Raw genomic sequence first — 16,968 nt, forward strand, 5'->3', positions numbered from 1 at the left:
ATGCACTTGCTCCGCCCACCCCACCGCCTGCCTTAATCGATGGACAGTGCCGTCTTCAGCGCGACGGTCTTCACCAGATCGCTCGCAAGGGTCTTGGTGGGATCACCCTTGAGCGCCGCCTGTGCCACGATCTTCTGGTTGGCTTCCATTACTTCAATGTAGGCATCGTAAGAACGCATGCGTCCTTCCCAGCTTTGCGCTGCCACTTCCAGGTTGTTGGCCATGCGGGTCGCTTCGCTGTCCGAACCCTGGACGTTGCCCTGATCATTGCTGAGGATGCGCAGATCGAAAATTTCCTTCAGGCCCGACTCCATCTGGGGAATGGACTGCGCGAGGAACATGACCGAATCGTTGTACTTGCGATTCTGCATCATGCGGATGTTCACGCAGATCTGGGTCTGCTGCTCCTTCATGTCACCGGTCGGATTGAACACAAGACTCTTGAAAAGATCGCCGGGCGAGAAACTGCTCTTGCTGCCACAGGTTTCCGCCACCAGATAGTCCGCAGGCACGGGTACCAATGGCTGTCCCTCCGGCAGGCCAATCTTCCGCATCTGTGCCTGCACCTTTACCAGTGCCTGAGCGTACTGGTCCAGCGTCCTTTTCCAGCGCTCTGCCTGCTCGGCATACTCGGCGGCGTCGGCCGCGTAACTGGTGATCGAGTTCTTGTACTCATAGATGGCCTGCAGCAGGTTCGAGTAATCGAACACCGGCCAGCCTGCGTTCGCCGTCGTGGTTGCCAACGACATAACGGCGCCCAATGCCAACGCGCTCAGTCGAGTGCTGCGCGGCATACCGGCCTTCTTCCTGTTCTTGCTCAGACTGTTCATCATCGTCTCCATAGTCGTTCGTTCAAGAGCGTCGGGACACCCGACTCATGCCACGGCTTCAGTACTCGCCGTCTTTCCCGAACCCTTTCGATTCTTGTAGAAATCTTCCAACCACTGTTCCGGCGTGAGCTCGTCCACGGTGATCCGGTTGCGAACTGCAGCCGTCTGCAACACCCGATGCATGATGTCGATGTTGTCGGTCGAGGCCGAGATCACCGACAGGATGTCGTCCATCCCACGCAGGTTGAGCTGGCATACGCTGGACGCATGGCCCTGCTTGACCAGGAAGCAGCGCGAGCGCTCGTCCAGGGCGGTAACCACCCTGAACTCGGCCTCGGTCAGCTTCAGGCCATCCATGTAGTCGCTCTTGCTGGCATTCGGGTTCGGCAGCAGGATCAGCGTGGCGGTCTGTTCGATCAGCGCGGCGGAGATATCACTCTTCAGCGCGTCCTCCGGGCTCTGCGTTGCGAAGATGCCGAGACCATTCTGCTTACGGATGGTCTTCTGCTTGTTCTTCGCGAATTCCTTCAGGCCACCCTCGCCGTCCAGGATCTTCCAGAACTCGTCCATCACGTAGATCAGCGGACGACCATCGATCAACGACTCCAGGCGGTGCAGCAGGTAATTGATGACCGGCACGCGCACTTCGGGATTGTCGATGATGTCGGTGTAGTCGAAGCCGATGATGTTGGCCTTGCTCAGATCAACGGTGTCGACCGGATTGTCGAAGACCCAGCCCAGCGAGTTGCCCGAGGTCCAGCGGCGCATGCGCGCATAGAGCCCATCGTCGCCCATGTTGGGCAGGCTCTTCTGGAAGTTGGTCATGCTGCGCAGGTGCATCGGCGTATCGAGCATGCTTTCCACTGCGCGGTAGATGTCCTCTTCCTCGCGCGCACTGTACTCACGCTTGCCGGCCAGTACCTTGATCAGGTCGGCCAGGAACTGCACGTTGGATTCATTGTTCTCGCACTGGAACGGGTTGAACCCGGTCGGCGCGCCGTTCTCCAGGGCCAGATAGTTACCACCGCAGGCGCGGACGAAAATCTCAGCACCACGGTCCTTGTCGAAGAAGAAGATGGTCGGTGACGGCTCGTACTTCTGAACCTGGCTGAGCAGGAAGTTGATCAGCGCAGTCTTACCGGTACCGGACTTGCCGATCACCATGGTATTGGCGATCGCCTTCTCGCCCAGCGAATTCTCCGACGGATGGGTCGCGTGGAAATTGAAGTAGTACGGCTGGCCGTTGGTGGTCTGCAGCGTGGTGACGCAGTCGCCCCACGGGTTGTTGTGCTGCTTGCCGGTCGCGAAGTTGTGCAGCGGCGACAGGCCCAGGAAGTTCAGCGAGCTGACATTGGCCAGGCGGGTGCGGTAGCGCCAGTTGGCCGGCAGCTGCGAATAGAAGGACGAGGTGACCGCCAAGTCTTCCTTGGTCGACACGAAACCTGCATTGGACAGCTCGGCGCGCGTCGTGGCCACGTTCTGTGACAGCTTGGCCTGGCTGTCGCCGTAGACTGCCATGATGAAGTGGTACTCGCCCAGCACGAAATTGCCCGACGACAGCTGGTCCATCGCCTGGTCCAGCTCGACAATCTGGCTGACTGCCTTGTCACCGGAGGAGATCATCATGCCCTTGGTGCGGTCGAGCACCTTGAGCGCGTCCTGACGCCCCATCGGGCTGAACGAATGGGTGATGACGTACTCGTAGTCCAGGTACTTCAGGCCGTTGAGGATGCCCGGGTAAGTCCCCTCGGCATACTCCTTGATGTTCAGGATGGCGCCGAAGTGGTTGGCACCATTGGGGGTATTGATGACGAAGTCACCGGTCTTGGACGAGAACATGTGCCGGCTGACCGGCAGGTAGTCCTTGATGGGTGCCGACAGCACCGGGACCGGCTCGTCAATGCGATTGATCAGGTAGCCGAACAGCTCCAGCGTTTCAGAGAACACCACGCCGTTCTTGGCCTCGTACATTCCGAGGCGGTACGGCGCGTAGTCGCGGATGACGGCCTCGACGTTGCCGGCCAGCTCCATCAACTTTTCTACTGCCTGCTCCTGCTCGGCGCGCAGCTTGTCCACGTTCGCCGACTTCTCGACGAAGCGCTTACCCGCCACCACGGGGCGGTAGATCATGGTCAGGTACAGCTCGTTCTGCATGATGCGCTGTGAGGACAACATGCCCATGTACTGATCGGACACATCCTGGTTGAAGCGCTGCTTGTAGTTGCTCTTGCCCTTCAGGGTGCGGCGACGACGGATGTCATGCACCCAGAACGCCACGTTCACGAAATCGGGTGCGCGCAGCGTCTGCAGCAGGCGGTTAAACGTGTTGTGGCGATGCTCCAGCTCCCACTCCTCGCGGCCGACGAACGGCAGCCCTTCCAGATGCCAGGTCAGCAGGTAGTCGCCGCCCGTGGTCTTGACCACGTTCGGGGAGACATGCGACGACAACGGGATGAACTCACTGATGGAGGTGTCAGGGCTGAACATACGACTGCTTCCAAAGAGGTAGTGCCAAGGAGTTACAAAAGACCCGGCGGGCGCGGACGCCCGCCAGGCCGGATCCGGACCTCAATCCATTCGGGCCGGTTTGCCGCGGTAATGGTTGGGGTTGAACACCCACATACCATCGTGTTCCTGCACGTTGCGGACTTTCAGCTTGAACAGCAGACGCAGGCCCAACAGGCGGAAGATCATTTCGTCACGCTTGGCCATCTGCCGCATGATGAAGACCGCCACCGGAATGGTGAGCAGGAACCAGAAGTTCGTGTACATGCTGAGCAGCAGCAACCCGCCTGCCACCATGAAGAATGGCAGGTAGGGCACGCCCAGGAACATTGCTGGGCGCGTGCAGCCGCGGAACACGACGTTCTTATGCACTGTAGTACTGGATCGCGTTGTTGATCAGGTAGTAGGTGCTGCTGCCGCCACCGCACTTGCCGTCGCTGCCGTCACCCAGCAGCATGCGCGCGATCTGGCCCGCAGCGCCGATCAGCACGCCGCCGATCAGGATCGGTGCAACGTCGGCGATGCGCTTGTGCGCGAAGGCGATCTGATAACCGGCGAAGATCACCGCGATGGTGACCACGGCGATCGAGGCGATGTTCAGCAGGCCGTTGATGTTGTTGAAGAAGCCGCACACCTTCTTGTCGGTGCCGCCGAAGTCGACGGCACCGTTGGCGAAGACCTGCGGGGCGAACATGGCGCCGACGAAGATCGTGGCCATCAGCAGGGTCTTCAGCGTGCGCTGGGCCTGGACGAGGTCGAGATTGGATCGCTTCATGGATTGATTTCCTTGTTGATGGACTAACACAACTGAATCGGCCAGCCGGGGGACTGGCCGCACCACGACTTCGTCAGAACACGAAGGCCGCATCCCCTGCGGGAATCTGCTGCACCGGTGCGGCCTGCACCGGCGCGTTGTACGAATTGTCGGCACCCGCCACGGGCTGGTTGCGCTCGCTCCAGGGCCGCAGCATCACGGGCCCGTCATTGCCGGCGCCGGCAGCGCCCGGCAACTGCTGCGGCATGGCCATCGCCTGCGCAGCCCCCTGCTGAGGCAGCTGCTGCGGCATACCACCGGCCTGTTGCTGGTGATAGGCGGGCCCTTGGCTGGGCTGCGCCTGGGGCTGCATCATCCTGTCCACTGAACCCAGCACCACCTTGGACAGCGCCTGGTCGGCGAGATTCAACAGACTGCCCCGCGCCATCGCACCGGTGGACGGGTACACGACATAGGCGCGTGCGGGATCTTCCGACGGCACGTACACCGGACCATTGGACTGTGCAACGATGCGCGCCTGCGCCGGCGAAGCGAGCTGCGGATGATGCTCGACCTTCACTGTACGGCGCTCACCGCGACTGACCACGTCGATCGGTGCGACACCATTACTGGCGACCTGCTGGCCGCGGCGGATCGAGTCGTAGATCTTCTGCACGTAGCCGTGACGGAAGCCGGTCTCGAAATTGCCCGAGTAGTAACAGCTGAACGACTTGCCCCAGTCACCACCGGAGCGCTTGTAGCAGTCGGCGAGGATGCGCGAACCGGCCTGCAGGTTCGGGCACTGCTGGAAGGCTTTCTCGTAGGAATCCAGCCCGTATTTGCCCAGGTTGTAGCGATTGACCTGGGCCAGCCCGATCGAGAAGTTGTAGCCCTTCTCTTCCAGCATCCGTACCGTCGCAAGCGCTTCGTCCAGCGCCTTGGGCTGGCGCACCAATGCACCGCCCACCACACCGATGGCGTAGGGATTGCGCGATGACTCGACGTTGATGACGTGCTGCATCACCTCCATCGATACGGCCATCTCCGGGCACGCCATCATTTCCAGTCCTGGCAGCATCCTTCAGCCCTCCTGCCCCTGGGCACGCCCAGGATTGAAGTCGATGCCGGTGATGTAGCGCGAACCGGCATGCGCCTTGATATGCACGACGATGTCGATGGTCATCATCAACAGCCGCTTGATCACGTTGAACTCCAGGCCCGAACCCTCGGCCGAAGCCTTCACCATCAGCGCCAGCTGGTCCCAGGTCTGTTCCGGACTGCCGGCGTGGCAGCTGGTGATCGACCCTGGGTGGCCGGACGCGCAGTTGCGAATGAAGTAGAACGCCTCGTCACCGCGCAGCTCGGCGAGGATGATGCGTTCGGGCTTCATTCGCAGGCAGGCTTCCATGCAGCTCTTGGCGCTGACATTGCTGGTGCTTTGTCCACCCTTGGAATACAGCAGGTGCACGACATTGGGTTGGGTCAGAAACAGTTCGCGCGCGTCCTCGATCGTGACCAGGCGCTCGTTGTCCGGGATATGATTGACCAACGCTTTCATGAAGGTGGTCTTGCCGCTACCGGTCGCACCGGATACCACGATGTTCTTGCGGTACATCACCGCACGCCGGAAGAACTCGGCGTATTCGCGCGAATGGCGCAGCTCCAGCAGCTCACGATCCTGCTCGCTGATGCTGCCATCGCTTTCCAGGATCTGGTTGAAGAAACCATCTTCGTGATACTGGCTGAGCGACTTGGTGTGCTTGGACGGCAAACGGATCGTGATCGACACTTTCCCCGCGTCACAGGCCGGCGGAATCACGAACTGCGCACGCTGGCCGGTGGGGAACGTGAGCGACACCACCGGATCGGCATCGGTGATGCGCTGGCCGGTGTTGCTCTCGTTCACCACTGCCGTGCAGAACTGCCGGGCCCGCTCGAACGTCAGGCTCGGCACGTCCACCCGCTGCCACCCCGCCCGGGTTTCCAGGTACAGCTCGCCGGGACGGTTGATGCAGATTTCCGTCACTTCCGGAGAAGTCATGTACTCGGCGATGCCCAGCACTTCGTACTGATAGCGCAGGAAATCGCTGGAGACGAGGGCGAGGGGTGACACTTCGGCGTCCATGATCGTTCGTTGGGTTACCGGCGGGGATTCAGCACATTGGTGAAGTCAACGTCCTTTGCAACGTAGACGTTCACGATCGTGCCCTGGTTGATGGTGACGGTCGGCGGACGACGGGTGCTGCTGAGTGCCTCGTTGGCCAAGCGCTCCATCGTGCGGGCGGTGGCGCTTTCATAGGGCGACTGCACCGTCATGCCATTGTTGGCGATGGTGGTGGTCTCCGGGCCGTGCTCTGCGGCAGCGTACTTGAATGCATCGGAAATCAGGCTGATCATCAGCGCCGAGGCGATACGGCTGCCCCAGTGTGCGCTGTATTGGCCCGGATGACCGGCGCCACCCAGCTGATCCACGCCCGGGCTGGACATCGCAACGTCGATGCCATTCGGAGTGGTGATGCGATCCCAGATCACTTCCACACGCTTGCCAGTAGGTCCACCGCCATAGGCACCGTAGATCTTGGAGCCCTTCGGAAGCAGCAGGCTGCGGCCATTGATCGAGTACACCGGCTCGGTCAGCAGGCACGAGGTGTAGCCGGCGAGGTCGGTGATGATGCGGGTTTCCAGCACGCAGCGCAGGTAGGTGCCGCGCACCAGCAGGGCATCAGGGCTACGGATGTAGCTGGCGCTAGAGACATCTTCGACGTCCGGGCCGCGGCGAACCTTTGCGGGTGCGGTGTTGCCGTTCTGCGCCTGCAGCGTGGCGATCATGGCCTGCTCGTAGGATGAAGGAGCCCCCCCAGCCTGGCCCTGCCCTTCACTCATGCCGCCCACGCCGCCACCAGAGCCGGCAATGCGGCGATCGAGCAGCGACGGGCCACGCTCGATTTCACGTTCCTGACGCGAGCCCAGCATCCCCGGCGAAATGGCGTTGCTTTCCTGCGGCGGCAGCGGCGGCAGCATCGGAATCGGGTCAACGGGCTGCATCGCCTGGGACGGAACCGGATCCGTCTGCACAGCGTCCGGCAGCGTCGGCGTGGACACACGCGCGACTTCCGGCACCTTCTGTGCAGCGTCCTTGTCATCCTGGCCCTTGCGGAACAACAGGAAGCCCATGGCCACCAACAGCAGCACGATGCCACCGAGGAACAGCAGCGCCTTTCGGTTCAGCCGCTGCTCTTCGGCCGAGCGCAGCTGCGGCGCGGCCGCGTCCAGATCCGGCGCCGGCTCGGCCTGCGCCGTGCCGAAGTAGGGATTCGACGGCGCGTCCGCGGCACCCTGTGCGCCGTACGGGCTCTGGCTCTCGTCGCGTCCGTTGTTCGGGTCGTTTCCGGGAGTGTTCTGCTGGCTCATTTCTTCACGTTCCTTCGCAGGCCGACGACGAAGTCGCCGTGGCGGATGACCAGGTACGGGTGCGTCCCGTGCACGATCAGCGTATTGCCTTCAACCGTGGTGTTGACCACAAAGTCTTCACCGTATTCCGTTTCGCGACCAAACACGGCCGGGAAGATGCCGGTCTTGTACTCCGGCGAGTTCGGCAGTTTCAGGTAGGTGAAACGGCCATCGTCATAGGCGTTGACCGGGATCAGCCACCCCATCTTCTTCGCCTTGCTGGTCGAATAGGAGTAGTTGAAGTTGTACTGGCGGTCCTTGGCCAGTTCCGAGCTCAACAGCGGTTTGGCCTCTTCCTCCACCGCTTCCTGGGCGACACCGAACACGGTGTCGTTGGGATAGACGAAGGCGATCTTGTACTGCACGCCTGCGCGACGGGCCTGCTCCAGCTGGCGCCAGTCGGTGGCCACCACCTTCAGTTCGAAGATGTAGGAATGGGTCTCGGTGCGCACCATCATGTTGGTGTCGACGTCGACGTTCTTCGGCTTGAGGTAGAACACATTCTCGCGACGGGTCAGTTCCCAGCCGCTGCTGAAGCCGGTGCTGTAGTCGAGGATCTTCTCGTTCGGGCTCAACTCGATCTGGGTGGTCAGGCCCAGGCCGGTGCGAACCGGATAGATACGGTCCTTCTCGTACTCGTAGTGGTCAACCGCCTGCGCCATCGCCGCTGCTGAGAACAGCAACGACAACATCGACAGCAGCGCCAGCGCGCTTCCCCTGATATTTCGACTACTCATCGGTTGCTTGCTCCATCAGCAGTTCCGGTGGAATTGTTCTGCGCCGGCCTCATGGCCGGCTGTCCGGGCATGGCCTGCCCCGGCATTACTTGCCCCTGCACCGGCTGACCCGGCATCGGTTGGCCCTGTACAGGCTGTCCCGGCATTGCCTGGCCCGGTACCTGGCCGTTGGCTGGCACCGCGACCGGCTGGCCGGTGGCCGGGTCGATCATGGTGGCCGCGGCCGGATTGTTGGGATCGTAGACACCCTGTGCCTGCTGAGCCGCCTGTGCGGCCTGCTGCGCCTGCGCCTGCATGGCGCCGTCATCCGGCACCGGCACGCCACGCGAATAGTCGTTGTCGACGCGGTACTCGGTGACCTGGAAGGCCAGCGGATTGAGGATGCGATCCTGTTCGGACAAAGCCAGGTTCTGGTTGTACTCGAAGCGCATCGTCACCAGCTGGTTGTCCAGGTAGGTAGAGACGCCGGTGCGCTTGTCCAGCAGGCTGCGCTGGATGCGCACCGAAGCGCCGCGGAAGCTGCCGTTCGGCTCGGCCCCCAGTGGCGTGATACTGAGGATCTTGACCCGGATGGCGCGCTCGCGACCGTACATCACGAACGGGTTCTGCGGATTGTTGCCGGCATAGCGGACGCGCATGGACTGCGCCACCGGATCGGTGGACATCACGAACACCAGTTCCCAGTCACGCAGGCCCATCACCGCCGAGTCATACGATTCGCGCGCGAGCACGTACTGGGCGACGTTGCTGCGATTGATCGCTTCGTTGGTGGTGATCGTCTCGCCCTGGAAGGTGCCACTCAACCGCGCGACGGTCGCCGTACCCGTGTAGGCATCGGCCATCACCAGGAACGGCACCTTCTCCTTCAGCGGCAGCATGTAGTAGTAGCCGCCCGCCAGTGCGAGCGACATCAGCAACGAGCCTGTGGCGACCCACCATGCGCGCCGCTCGCTGCGGCGTGCCATGTCGGCCACGGTGATCTCGTAGCTGACCGCCTTGGCGACCGACTGCTCGACCTTGGGACTATTGCCGGGATCCTTCTTGCGGAACATGGATTCTTCCGTACTGCTGAAACATCAATGGGCGTGGCACCCCTGCGACAGGCGCGGGGAGCGGCACGTTCGATGATTTCGAGGTGGACTCAGGTGCCGCTGTTGGAATCAGCGCCCTGTGCCGACGCGGTCGGCGTCGAGCCAGCGCTCTGCACAACGATCTGGTTGCCAACGATGGAGACGGAGATGCCCTGCGCTGCGTAGGCCGCCGTCAGATCGATCACGGCCTGCTGAGCGTTGGTGGTGTCGATGTTGGAGACCGCGCCGTACAGGGTGAAGTCCGAGCTCAGGCGGTAATCCAGCGTGCGTCCGGAATCCTTGGCCCAGCGCTCGAGCATGGCTTTGAGCGTGCCATCCATCGGCGAGGCCTGGTAGACGTAACTGGAGTACAGCGGGATCTCGGTGGTTGCCGCAGCAAAGCGGTTCACCGGCTTCCAGCGGCCTCCGAAATCGGGAGCGGACTTGGTGGCGCAACCGGCCACCATCAACGCCGCCACTGCGGCGATGGACATTTTCGCGATAAACGCCTGATTCATACGGGCTTCACTTTGACGTACGAAAAAGCAGTCCCGAGCATTGGTCCCCTGGTCGTCCGGCGCTGCGTCGCGCACGCCGGAATCGGAGCGACGCACTGACTGGCAGCACACCTGCTCCGGCTCCCCTGCAGCCAACGGCTGCCAACCAAGTCGCGGGGCCGCCAGACACTGCCGACGACACACCCGCATACCTCACCAACGTCGAAACCATCCTTGTTTCATGGCACAAACTCCTGGCCACCCTCTCTACAACATCTGCCATCCATCACACATTTCTGAACGACATGCACAGGGTCGCACAACCACGCGTCAATTCCATGTCAGACAAGTCTGAAAATCCATGAACAAATGCCAAATTCTTGACCGAAATCACGAATTCACCTTCATAACTGCGAATCAAGTTCACAAATTAAGCGTCGTGAATTAGACGTTCAGCATTGGAACATCCACCTTTGGTAGCAACCGGGCGGTGAAGTAGCGATCCTTGTAGTAGCGGATCTTGTCGCATTTCACCGGATGCGGAATCCCTTCGTACAGGAACACTTCCATGTCCGGCCCCATCGCCTTCAGCTCCTGCGGCAGCATCAGCGCGCGCCGCTCCTCGGTGAAGTTGTGGGTCTTCTCGCGGGCATGGGTAACGTTCTTCTTGCGCACCGTGGTGTAGCCCAGCATGTCCGAGTAGTCGTTGGCATCCTGCTGTTCACGCGGCGCGTACAGGATCTGCAGGGCGTGGTTGGTGATGATCGTGCGCGAGACCTCCCGGCCATAGGTGGCATCGAGCTGGGACATGCTCTGGATGATCGGCAACAGGCGGATGTTGTAGCCGGCCATGTAGGACACCGCCGAGGCGATGATCTCGACCTTGCCGATCGAGGTGAACTCGTCCATCAACAGCAGGCACTGGTACTTCAGGTCCGGGTTGGACTTGGGCAGCTCCTTGGTGTTGAGGTTGATCAGCTGGCTGAAGAACAGGTTGATGATCAGCCGGCTCTCGGCCAGCTTGTTCGGCTGGATGCCGATGTAGATGGTCATCTTCTTCTTGCGGACGTCGGTCAGCAGGAAGTCATTGCTGCTGGTGGCCTTGTCCAGCACCGGGTTGATCCAGGGATTGAGCGGCTCCTTGAAGGTGCCCAGGATCGAGGCGAAGGTCTCATCGGCCTGCGACAGCATGTTTGCGAATGCCGACCGTGCGTTGGCACTGAGGAACGGCCGCTCCGACAGGGTCTTGAGGTACTTCTTCAGGTCGGTGCCATCACCCGAGGACAACCGGTATACCGCGCCGAGCGTGGGCGTGCCGGCGCCGCCCGGGAAACCGCTGCTGCGTTCGTCGTCCCAGTTCTCGAACAGGTACAGGGTGAAGGCCATGAACGCGTTGCGTGCCTGGCTGACCCAGAACTTCTGGTCCTCGGCCCCGTCCGGATACAGCATCGCGGCGATGCTCATCAGGTCCGACACCCGGAAGGCCGGATCGTCGGAGACGTAGCTGAGCGGGTTCCAGCGGTGCGTGCGCCGGTCCTCGGCAAAGGGATTGAACAGGTAGATCTCCTGGCCCTGGCTGGCGCGCCAGCCGCTGGTCAGGTCGAAGTTCTCCTGCTTGATGTCCAGCACCACCAGCGATTCGCCGTATTCCAGCAGGTTCGGGATGACCACGCCTACGCCCTTGCCCGAGCGGGTCGGCGCGGCCAGGATCACGAACTGCTGTCCGTCCAGGCGCACCAGCTTGCCGCCATGGCTGCCGACCACGATGCTCTGGCCGGTCTTCTTGAACATGCCGTGCTTGGCCAGGTCGGCGCCGGTGGCGAAGCGCGCGTCGCCGTGCAGCGAGCGCTTGTCCTTCTTCAGCAGCAGCACCAGGCCGGCCACCAGCAGCACCAGCAGCGGCAGGCCGAAGCCCACGTAGCCGGCCCATTTGATCTTGCCCACGAAAGGCGCGACCTGCGGTTGGCCGATGGCGTGGACGTACTGGTAGTAGGTGTTCCAGGTGAACAGCTGGGTGTCCAGCCCGAGGAACAGCAAGGTCAAGTAGCCGGAAAACACGAAACCAAGCAGCAGGGTCGCCAGCGTGATGATGGCGATGAGCAGATACTTCTTACTGGGCAACACCCGAATCCTCCATGATGCGCACGCGGCGCGACGGCTAGCGGTGGCGCCAGCGCGACGCCTTCTTCCGCAGGTGGTTCTCGTTTTCCAGCCCGGGCTCCTCGCCCTCTTCACGCACCAGTTGCAGCAAGCGTTGGCGCGCTTCGGCCAGTGATATCAGGTCGGTCAGACGATCCCCATCGTCGGCGACGACCGCATGGCCGACCACATCGCCCGGAGCGTACACCGGCTCGTAGGACACCGCTACCAGCTGATAGCGGCCACGGGTTTCCAGCACGTGCCTGAATTCCTGCATCGCATTCCTCCTTGTCGGGGCAGCACTGTCCCCCCTGCCCCACCATCATGCCCGTCGCAGTGTCATCGGCGTATGCACAAGCGCTGCGGTTTTGCGCGAAACTGTCCGCGGATATCCAAGGAGACTGCAATGGACTGGGTAGCACTTGCACGCACGCTGGCCACCGATGCCCACGCGGACCAGGTCGACAAAGCCGGCCAGCCTTACATCGGCCACGTGGCGCGGGTGGCAGCCGCGGTGCGCGGCGACGATGACGCCGAAGTGGTGGCCTGGCTGCATGACGTGGCCGAAGACTGCCCGGCGTTTGCCGCGCGGATCGAGGTCTTTCCCGCCCCGCTGCGGGAGGCGGTGCACCTGCTCAACCGCGACGCGGCCCCCGACGCGGACAGCTACTACGCGCGCATTGCCGCCCACCCGCTGGCACTGAAGGTGAAGCAGGCCGATCTGGAGGACAACGCCGATCCGCAGCGGCTGGCGATGCTCGACGCGGCGACGGCCGCGCGCCTGCACGGAAAGTACGCGCACGCCCGGGCAGCGCTGGGCATCTGAGCGGGCCGGGCGGCGACGCGGTGGGCCGGCGTGTCACCGATCAAACGCTGATTTACCCTGAGTGTGGCTGCCCTTGTTGCGGTGCAGCAGTACAATGGAGGGCTCCCCGCCCCATCGCGCCCCCGCATGAGCCCCACCTCTTCCCTGGCTGCGCGGCTGACGCCCCGTCAGCGCACTCTGATCATCCTTGCCCTTTCACTGGGTGGCTTCGCCATCGGCACCAGCGAGTTCGCCAGCATGGGCCTGATGCTGGAGATCAGCCGCGGCCTGTCGATCTCCGAGACCCAGGTCGGCCACCTGATCAGCGCCTATGCCATCGGCGTGGTGGTCGGCGCGCCGATCCTCGCCTTCGTCGGTGCCAGCTTCCCGCGCCGCAAGCTGCTGCTGGCGTTGATGGGGTTCTACGCAGTGGGCAACCTCGCCAGCGCGCTGGCACCGAACTACGGCACCATGCTGGCGGCACGCTTCGTTGCCGGGCTGCCGCACGGTGCGTATTTCGGCGTGGCGATGCTGGTGGCCGCCGCGATCAGCCCCGCTGGCCAGCGTGGCCAAGCCATGTCCCGGGTTCTGCTGGGCCTGTCGATCGCGATCCTGGTCGGCAACCCGCTGACCACCTGGCTGGGCCAGCAGCTGAGCTGGCGCACCGCCTTTGCCCTGGTCAGCGTGCTGGCCATCGCCACCGTGGCGATGATCGCCCGCTTCCTGCTGCCGGATCCGGACGAAGTGCGCACCTCGCCGATGCGCGAGCTGCGCGCCTTCAACACGTCCCAGGTGTGGCTGGCGCTGGCGATCGGCGCGGTCGGCTTTGCCGGCATGTTCTGTGTGTTCACCTACCTGGCCCCCACCCTGGTGCAGGTCACCGGTGTGGCCGAATCGTGGATGCCGCTGGCGGTGGGCGTGTTCGGCATCGGCGCGATCATCGGCAACATCGCCGGTGGCTGGCTGGTGGACAGGTTCCACTTCAAGGCCGCCGCCGTGGTGCTGGTATGGTCGATCGTGATGCTGCTGCTGTATCCGCTGGCCGCACAATCGGTGTGGACCATCGGCCCGATGATCATCACCGTCGGCACCATGGGCGCGCTGGCGGCGGTACTGCAGACCCGTCTGATGGACGTGGCCGGTGAAGCGCAGACGCTGGCGGCGGCCTCCAACCATGCTGCGTTCAATACTGCCAATGCGCTTGGCCCGTGGCTGGGCGGCATGGCGATCAGCGCCGGCTTCAGCCCGGCCAGTACCGGCTATGTGGGTGCGGCCACTGCCATCGGCGGCCTGCTGCTCTGGTGCGTGGCGGTGATGCTGGACAAGAAGCGCAGGACCGCCGTCGCCGGCAGCCACTGAACATTGCGCCGGATCGTCAGTCGCTGCCTCTGCGGTGACGGCGATCCGGTCGCAGCAACGCCGTATCGCCGGCCGCCAAGGTCGGCCTCGCCAGTTCCCCACGCTTTACGCGCTCGAGCACCCGCCGCGAATTGGCCGCGCAGTCAATGCTGTCCGGCCGCGCCTGGATGTCCTGGATCAGCGCCAGCAGGTGCGCCCGGCTGTGCGCCAACCGTACCTGCAGCGCCTCGATATCGGCCACCTTCTGCTGCAGACTCGAGATCAGCGCATCGTGCTGCCACTGGCCCAGGTGCGGCGGCAGCAGGGCACGGATCTCTTCCAGGCTGAAGCCGGCGCGCTGCGCGCCGGTGATCAGCTCCAGCAGCAGCACCGCCTGCTCCGGGTAGTCGCGGTAGCCGTTGGCCTGTCGCGGCACCACCAGCAGCCCAGCTTCTTCATAGAAGCGGATGCGCGAGGCCGCCAGACCCGTGCGGCGGGCCAGCTCACCAATCTTCATCTGTATGAATCCTCGGCACCCAGGCCTGTTGACCTTCAATCAAGCTTGAAGGTTAGCGTAGCGTCATTCCCCTGTCCTGGAGCTGTCCGATGTCGCTGTTCTCCCCACTGGTGTTGCCCTCCGGTGCCGTCGTCCGCAACCGCATCGCCAAGGCGGCGATGGAGGAAAACATGGCCGACGCCGATCACGCGCCCTCTGCGGCGCTGTTGCAGCTCTACCAGCGCTGGGCCGATGGCGGCGCCGGACTGATCATCACCGGCAACGTAATGGTCGATGGCCGCGCCATGACCGGCCCCGGCGGCGTGGTGCTGGAAGATGATCGCCATCTTGATCGCTTCATCGCCTGGGCGGACACGGCGCGCTCGCGGGGCGCGCAGATGTGGATGCAGATCAATCATCCCGGGCGGCAGATGCCGGCTGCACTCGGCCAACCCGCACTCGCCCCGTCCGCCGTCCCATTGCAGATGGGTGCGCTGTCCAAGCAGTTCGCCCCGCCCAAGGCGATGACCGAGGACGACATCGCGTCGGTGATCGCACGCTTCATCCGCAGTGCCGAGCTGGCCGAGCGCGCGGGATTCACTGGCGTGCAGATCCATGCCGCGCATGGCTACCTGCTCAGCCAGTTCCTGTCGCCACTGTCCAACCGCCGCGACGACCGCTGGGGCGGCAGCCTGCACAATCGTGCGCGGCTGTTGCTGGAGATCGTGCAGGGCGTGCGCGCTGCCGTGTCACCCGCCTTCGCCGTGGCGGTGAAGCTCAACTCCGCCGATTTCCAGCGCGGCGGCTTCTCTCCCGATGATGCGCGCGCCGTGGTGGAAATGCTGGCGCCGCTCGGCGTAGACCTGGTCGAACTATCCGGCGGCAGCTACGAAGCACCCGCCATGACCGGCGCTGCGCGCGACCAGCGCAGCCTGGCCCGCGAAGCCTACTTCCTCGAATTCGCGCGCGAGATCGCCACGGTGGCGACCCTGCCGCTGATGGTCACCGGCGGCATCCGCCGATACTCCGTGGCCGAACAGGTGCTGGGCAGTGGCGTGGCCATGGTCGGCATCGCCACCGCACTGGCGATCGAGCCGGATCTGCCGCAGCACTGGCAGCAGGGCCGCGATCCGGCGCCCACACTGCGCACCATCGACTGGCGCAGCAAGCCGTTGGCCGCCAGCGCACACATGGCTGCGGTGAAGTACCAGCTGGGGCGGCTGAGCAAGCGTCGGCCCACCGCACCCGGCGTCTCGCCCGTCTGGGCGCTGCTGCTGGCACAAGCGGCCGCCAAATGCCGGACCCGCCGCTACCGTCGCTGGGTCGCTGACCGGGCCGGCGCCTGTTGAGTCGTGCAGGCTTCTCATCGCTGCAGTGATGCGCCACCATCCATGGATGGGCTGCGCCGCAGCCCATCGACGGACGCACAAGGACTGGATGTGGCTGGCCCGACCAGGAGCCGTGAAAAACTGCTTGACGACCTGCTCTCGCTGGGCCGCAACTGGGCGCTGGCGATCGCCATCGCCGGTGCGGGTGCCGCCGTCCACTACAGTGAATCGGTGTACGAGGCAGGCCTCTGGCGCGGCCTGCTGCCCACGCTCTGCTTCCTGGTCGCGGTCATCTGGATCGTGCTCAGCATCATCCGTTTCGACCTGACCCTCCAGCAGCATGTCGAGCGCCGGCGGTCGCGCTGGCTCAGCCGCCTGCTGTACGTGGTGCTGCTCGGTACCGGCATCACTGCCGTGTTCTTCGTGACCGAGCTGGCCGCCAGCAACCACATCGCGCGGATGTGCGATTCGGTGGCCAGCGAACCGGCCAGCCGCATCCACAGGTCAGCCGAATGCCAGCGCCTGTACCAGCACCGCGCGGCATACCGGCAGCGCCTGGAATCAGCCGGGGCTGAGTTCGACTGAACGCGCTCCACCGCGCTGTCGGCGCGCAATGAACACATTTTGTGGATGTGCATTTGGGCACAGTGCAGCCGACGCCGCGTTCCCGGCCTGCAACGGACCCGCAATGCACCACGCCCGCGCACCTGCCCGCCATGATGCCATCGCCCTGCAGGCCGGCATGCTGGGCAGCGTACTGGGCGTGGCGCTGTTCAAGGCCATCGCGCTGTCTGCATTGGCGACCGGCTCGATGATGGGCATCGGACTCTGGGTGGTGGCCTGCACGCTGCTGGCAGCGTGGGCGCTGGCGGCTTATCTGGCCTGCCTGGCGCTGAGCCGGCGGGTGTTCGTGCTGATGCTGGTGCTGTGCACGGTACTGATGATCTGCATTGCCTGACCCAGCAGGGGCCGGACTATCACGCATCTGTTACAAAATAACAAGTGTGATCGGTCCGATT

At 63.5% G+C, this 16,968-nt stretch carries 17 protein-coding genes and 1 pseudogene; 5 read left to right on the forward strand and 13 right to left on the reverse strand.

What is annotated here, in order from left to right; translation table 11 throughout:
• Positions 1-32 precede the first annotated feature (32 nt).
• The 12 genes and pseudogenes from NSQ78_RS13695 to NSQ78_RS13750 form a co-directional block, all read right to left on the reverse strand.
• Complete coding sequence (locus NSQ78_RS13695; protein WP_223224833.1) at positions 33-830, reverse strand: hypothetical protein; 798 nt, start codon at positions 828-830, stop codon at positions 33-35.
• A 45-nt stretch (positions 831-875) separates the two neighbouring features.
• Positions 876-3,317, reverse strand: coding sequence for a VirB4 family type IV secretion/conjugal transfer ATPase (locus NSQ78_RS13700; protein WP_149902010.1), 2,442 nt, complete (start codon positions 3,315-3,317; stop codon positions 876-878).
• 81 nt (positions 3,318-3,398) lie between these two features.
• Complete coding sequence (locus tag NSQ78_RS13705; protein ID WP_080473146.1) at positions 3,399-3,707, reverse strand: VirB3 family type IV secretion system protein; 309 nt, start codon at positions 3,705-3,707, stop codon at positions 3,399-3,401.
• Positions 3,700-4,110 carry a TrbC/VirB2 family protein gene (locus NSQ78_RS13710; RefSeq protein ID WP_019660290.1) on the reverse strand — a complete coding sequence of 137 codons (411 nt, stop codon included), beginning with the start codon at positions 4,108-4,110 and terminating at the stop codon, positions 3,700-3,702. The genes NSQ78_RS13705 and NSQ78_RS13710 overlap by 8 nt, the downstream gene beginning before the upstream one ends.
• A gap of 517 nt (positions 4,111-4,627) precedes the next feature.
• Positions 4,628-5,155 (reverse strand): annotated as a pseudogene (locus tag NSQ78_RS13715) (lytic transglycosylase domain-containing protein); the annotation flags it as partial.
• Between the two features lie 15 nt (positions 5,156-5,170).
• On the reverse strand, positions 5,171-6,214 hold the full coding sequence (gene virB11 / locus NSQ78_RS13720; RefSeq protein ID WP_049471359.1) for a P-type DNA transfer ATPase VirB11: 1,044 nt from the start codon (positions 6,212-6,214) through the stop codon (positions 5,171-5,173).
• A gap of 14 nt (positions 6,215-6,228) precedes the next feature.
• Complete coding sequence (locus NSQ78_RS13725) at positions 6,229-7,500, reverse strand: TrbI/VirB10 family protein (RefSeq protein WP_339206463.1); 1,272 nt, start codon at positions 7,498-7,500, stop codon at positions 6,229-6,231.
• Positions 7,497-8,276 carry a TrbG/VirB9 family P-type conjugative transfer protein gene (locus NSQ78_RS13730; protein WP_014037652.1) on the reverse strand — a complete coding sequence of 260 codons (780 nt, stop codon included), beginning with the start codon at positions 8,274-8,276 and terminating at the stop codon, positions 7,497-7,499. Before NSQ78_RS13730 ends, NSQ78_RS13725 begins: the two co-directional genes overlap by 4 nt.
• A complete protein-coding gene (locus NSQ78_RS13735; protein WP_064238791.1) occupies positions 8,273-9,328 on the reverse strand; it encodes a type IV secretion system protein in 1,056 nt (351 codons plus the stop codon). The genes NSQ78_RS13730 and NSQ78_RS13735 overlap by 4 nt, the downstream gene beginning before the upstream one ends.
• Before the next feature lie 89 nt (positions 9,329-9,417).
• Entirely contained in the window at positions 9,418-9,864 is a 447-nt protein-coding gene (locus tag NSQ78_RS13740; RefSeq protein ID WP_012480646.1) for a hypothetical protein, read from the reverse strand.
• Between the two features lie 423 nt (positions 9,865-10,287).
• Complete coding sequence (locus NSQ78_RS13745) at positions 10,288-11,967, reverse strand: type IV secretory system conjugative DNA transfer family protein (RefSeq protein WP_053462705.1); 1,680 nt, start codon at positions 11,965-11,967, stop codon at positions 10,288-10,290.
• A 34-nt stretch (positions 11,968-12,001) separates the two neighbouring features.
• Positions 12,002-12,259, reverse strand: coding sequence for a hypothetical protein (locus NSQ78_RS13750; protein ID WP_005417248.1), 258 nt, complete (start codon positions 12,257-12,259; stop codon positions 12,002-12,004).
• A gap of 129 nt (positions 12,260-12,388) precedes the next feature.
• Between NSQ78_RS13750 and NSQ78_RS13755 the strand changes: the two genes are divergently transcribed.
• Positions 12,389-12,808, forward strand: a complete 420-nt coding sequence (locus NSQ78_RS13755) for an HD domain-containing protein (protein WP_064238792.1) — start codon at positions 12,389-12,391, stop codon at positions 12,806-12,808.
• A 126-nt stretch (positions 12,809-12,934) separates the two neighbouring features.
• Positions 12,935-14,146, forward strand: a complete 1,212-nt coding sequence (locus tag NSQ78_RS13760) for an MFS transporter (protein ID WP_053462707.1) — start codon at positions 12,935-12,937, stop codon at positions 14,144-14,146.
• A 16-nt stretch (positions 14,147-14,162) separates the two neighbouring features.
• On the opposite strand, the gene NSQ78_RS13765 is transcribed toward NSQ78_RS13760, so the two are convergent.
• On the reverse strand, positions 14,163-14,642 hold the full coding sequence (locus NSQ78_RS13765; protein WP_064238793.1) for a MerR family transcriptional regulator: 480 nt from the start codon (positions 14,640-14,642) through the stop codon (positions 14,163-14,165).
• 89 nt (positions 14,643-14,731) lie between these two features.
• On the opposite strand from NSQ78_RS13765, the gene NSQ78_RS13770 reads away from it, so the two are divergent.
• From NSQ78_RS13770 to NSQ78_RS13780, 3 genes are all read left to right on the forward strand, one after another.
• On the forward strand, positions 14,732-15,970 hold the full coding sequence (locus NSQ78_RS13770) for an NADH:flavin oxidoreductase/NADH oxidase family protein (RefSeq protein WP_053506468.1): 1,239 nt from the start codon (positions 14,732-14,734) through the stop codon (positions 15,968-15,970).
• Positions 15,971-16,060: 90 nt separating this feature from the next.
• Positions 16,061-16,534 (forward strand): hypothetical protein, encoded by a 474-nt coding sequence (locus NSQ78_RS13775; protein ID WP_223224834.1) that lies wholly within the window; start codon positions 16,061-16,063, stop codon positions 16,532-16,534.
• Positions 16,535-16,637: 103 nt separating this feature from the next.
• Positions 16,638-16,907: a hypothetical protein gene (locus NSQ78_RS13780; RefSeq protein WP_064238795.1), complete on the forward strand. Its 270-nt coding sequence runs from the start codon at positions 16,638-16,640 to the stop codon at positions 16,905-16,907.
• The last annotated feature ends 61 nt before the right edge of the window (positions 16,908-16,968 follow it).

The sequence above is a fragment of the Stenotrophomonas sp. FSL W7-1447 genome (genome assembly GCF_037966425.1).
GTDB classification, from domain to species: domain Bacteria; phylum Pseudomonadota; class Gammaproteobacteria; order Xanthomonadales; family Xanthomonadaceae; genus Stenotrophomonas; species Stenotrophomonas pavanii.

Bases quoted from the DNA above. Each gene is read 5' to 3' on its own strand.
- NSQ78_RS13695 (WP_223224833.1), bottom strand. From the start codon at position 830: ATGAACAGTCTGAGCAAGAACAGGAAGAAGGCCGGTATGCCGCGCAGC.
- NSQ78_RS13700 (WP_149902010.1), bottom strand. From the start codon at position 3,317: ATGTTCAGCCCTGACACCTCCATCAGTGAGTTCATCCCGTTGTCGTCG.
- NSQ78_RS13710 (WP_019660290.1), bottom strand. From the start codon at position 4,110: ATGAAGCGATCCAATCTCGACCTCGTCCAGGCCCAGCGCACGCTGAAG.
- virB11 (WP_049471359.1), bottom strand. From the start codon at position 6,214: ATGGACGCCGAAGTGTCACCCCTCGCCCTCGTCTCCAGCGATTTCCTG.
- NSQ78_RS13725 (WP_339206463.1), bottom strand. From the start codon at position 7,500: ATGAGCCAGCAGAACACTCCCGGAAACGACCCGAACAACGGACGCGAC.
- NSQ78_RS13730 (WP_014037652.1), bottom strand. From the start codon at position 8,276: ATGAGTAGTCGAAATATCAGGGGAAGCGCGCTGGCGCTGCTGTCGATG.
- NSQ78_RS13735 (WP_064238791.1), bottom strand. From the start codon at position 9,328: ATGTTCCGCAAGAAGGATCCCGGCAATAGTCCCAAGGTCGAGCAGTCG.
- NSQ78_RS13740 (WP_012480646.1), bottom strand. From the start codon at position 9,864: ATGAATCAGGCGTTTATCGCGAAAATGTCCATCGCCGCAGTGGCGGCG.
- NSQ78_RS13750 (WP_005417248.1), bottom strand. From the start codon at position 12,259: ATGCAGGAATTCAGGCACGTGCTGGAAACCCGTGGCCGCTATCAGCTG.
- NSQ78_RS13755 (WP_064238792.1), top strand. From the start codon at position 12,389: ATGGACTGGGTAGCACTTGCACGCACGCTGGCCACCGATGCCCACGCG.
- NSQ78_RS13760 (WP_053462707.1), top strand. From the start codon at position 12,935: ATGAGCCCCACCTCTTCCCTGGCTGCGCGGCTGACGCCCCGTCAGCGC.
- NSQ78_RS13765 (WP_064238793.1), bottom strand. From the start codon at position 14,642: ATGAAGATTGGTGAGCTGGCCCGCCGCACGGGTCTGGCGGCCTCGCGC.
- NSQ78_RS13770 (WP_053506468.1), top strand. From the start codon at position 14,732: ATGTCGCTGTTCTCCCCACTGGTGTTGCCCTCCGGTGCCGTCGTCCGC.
- NSQ78_RS13780 (WP_064238795.1), top strand. From the start codon at position 16,638: ATGCACCACGCCCGCGCACCTGCCCGCCATGATGCCATCGCCCTGCAG.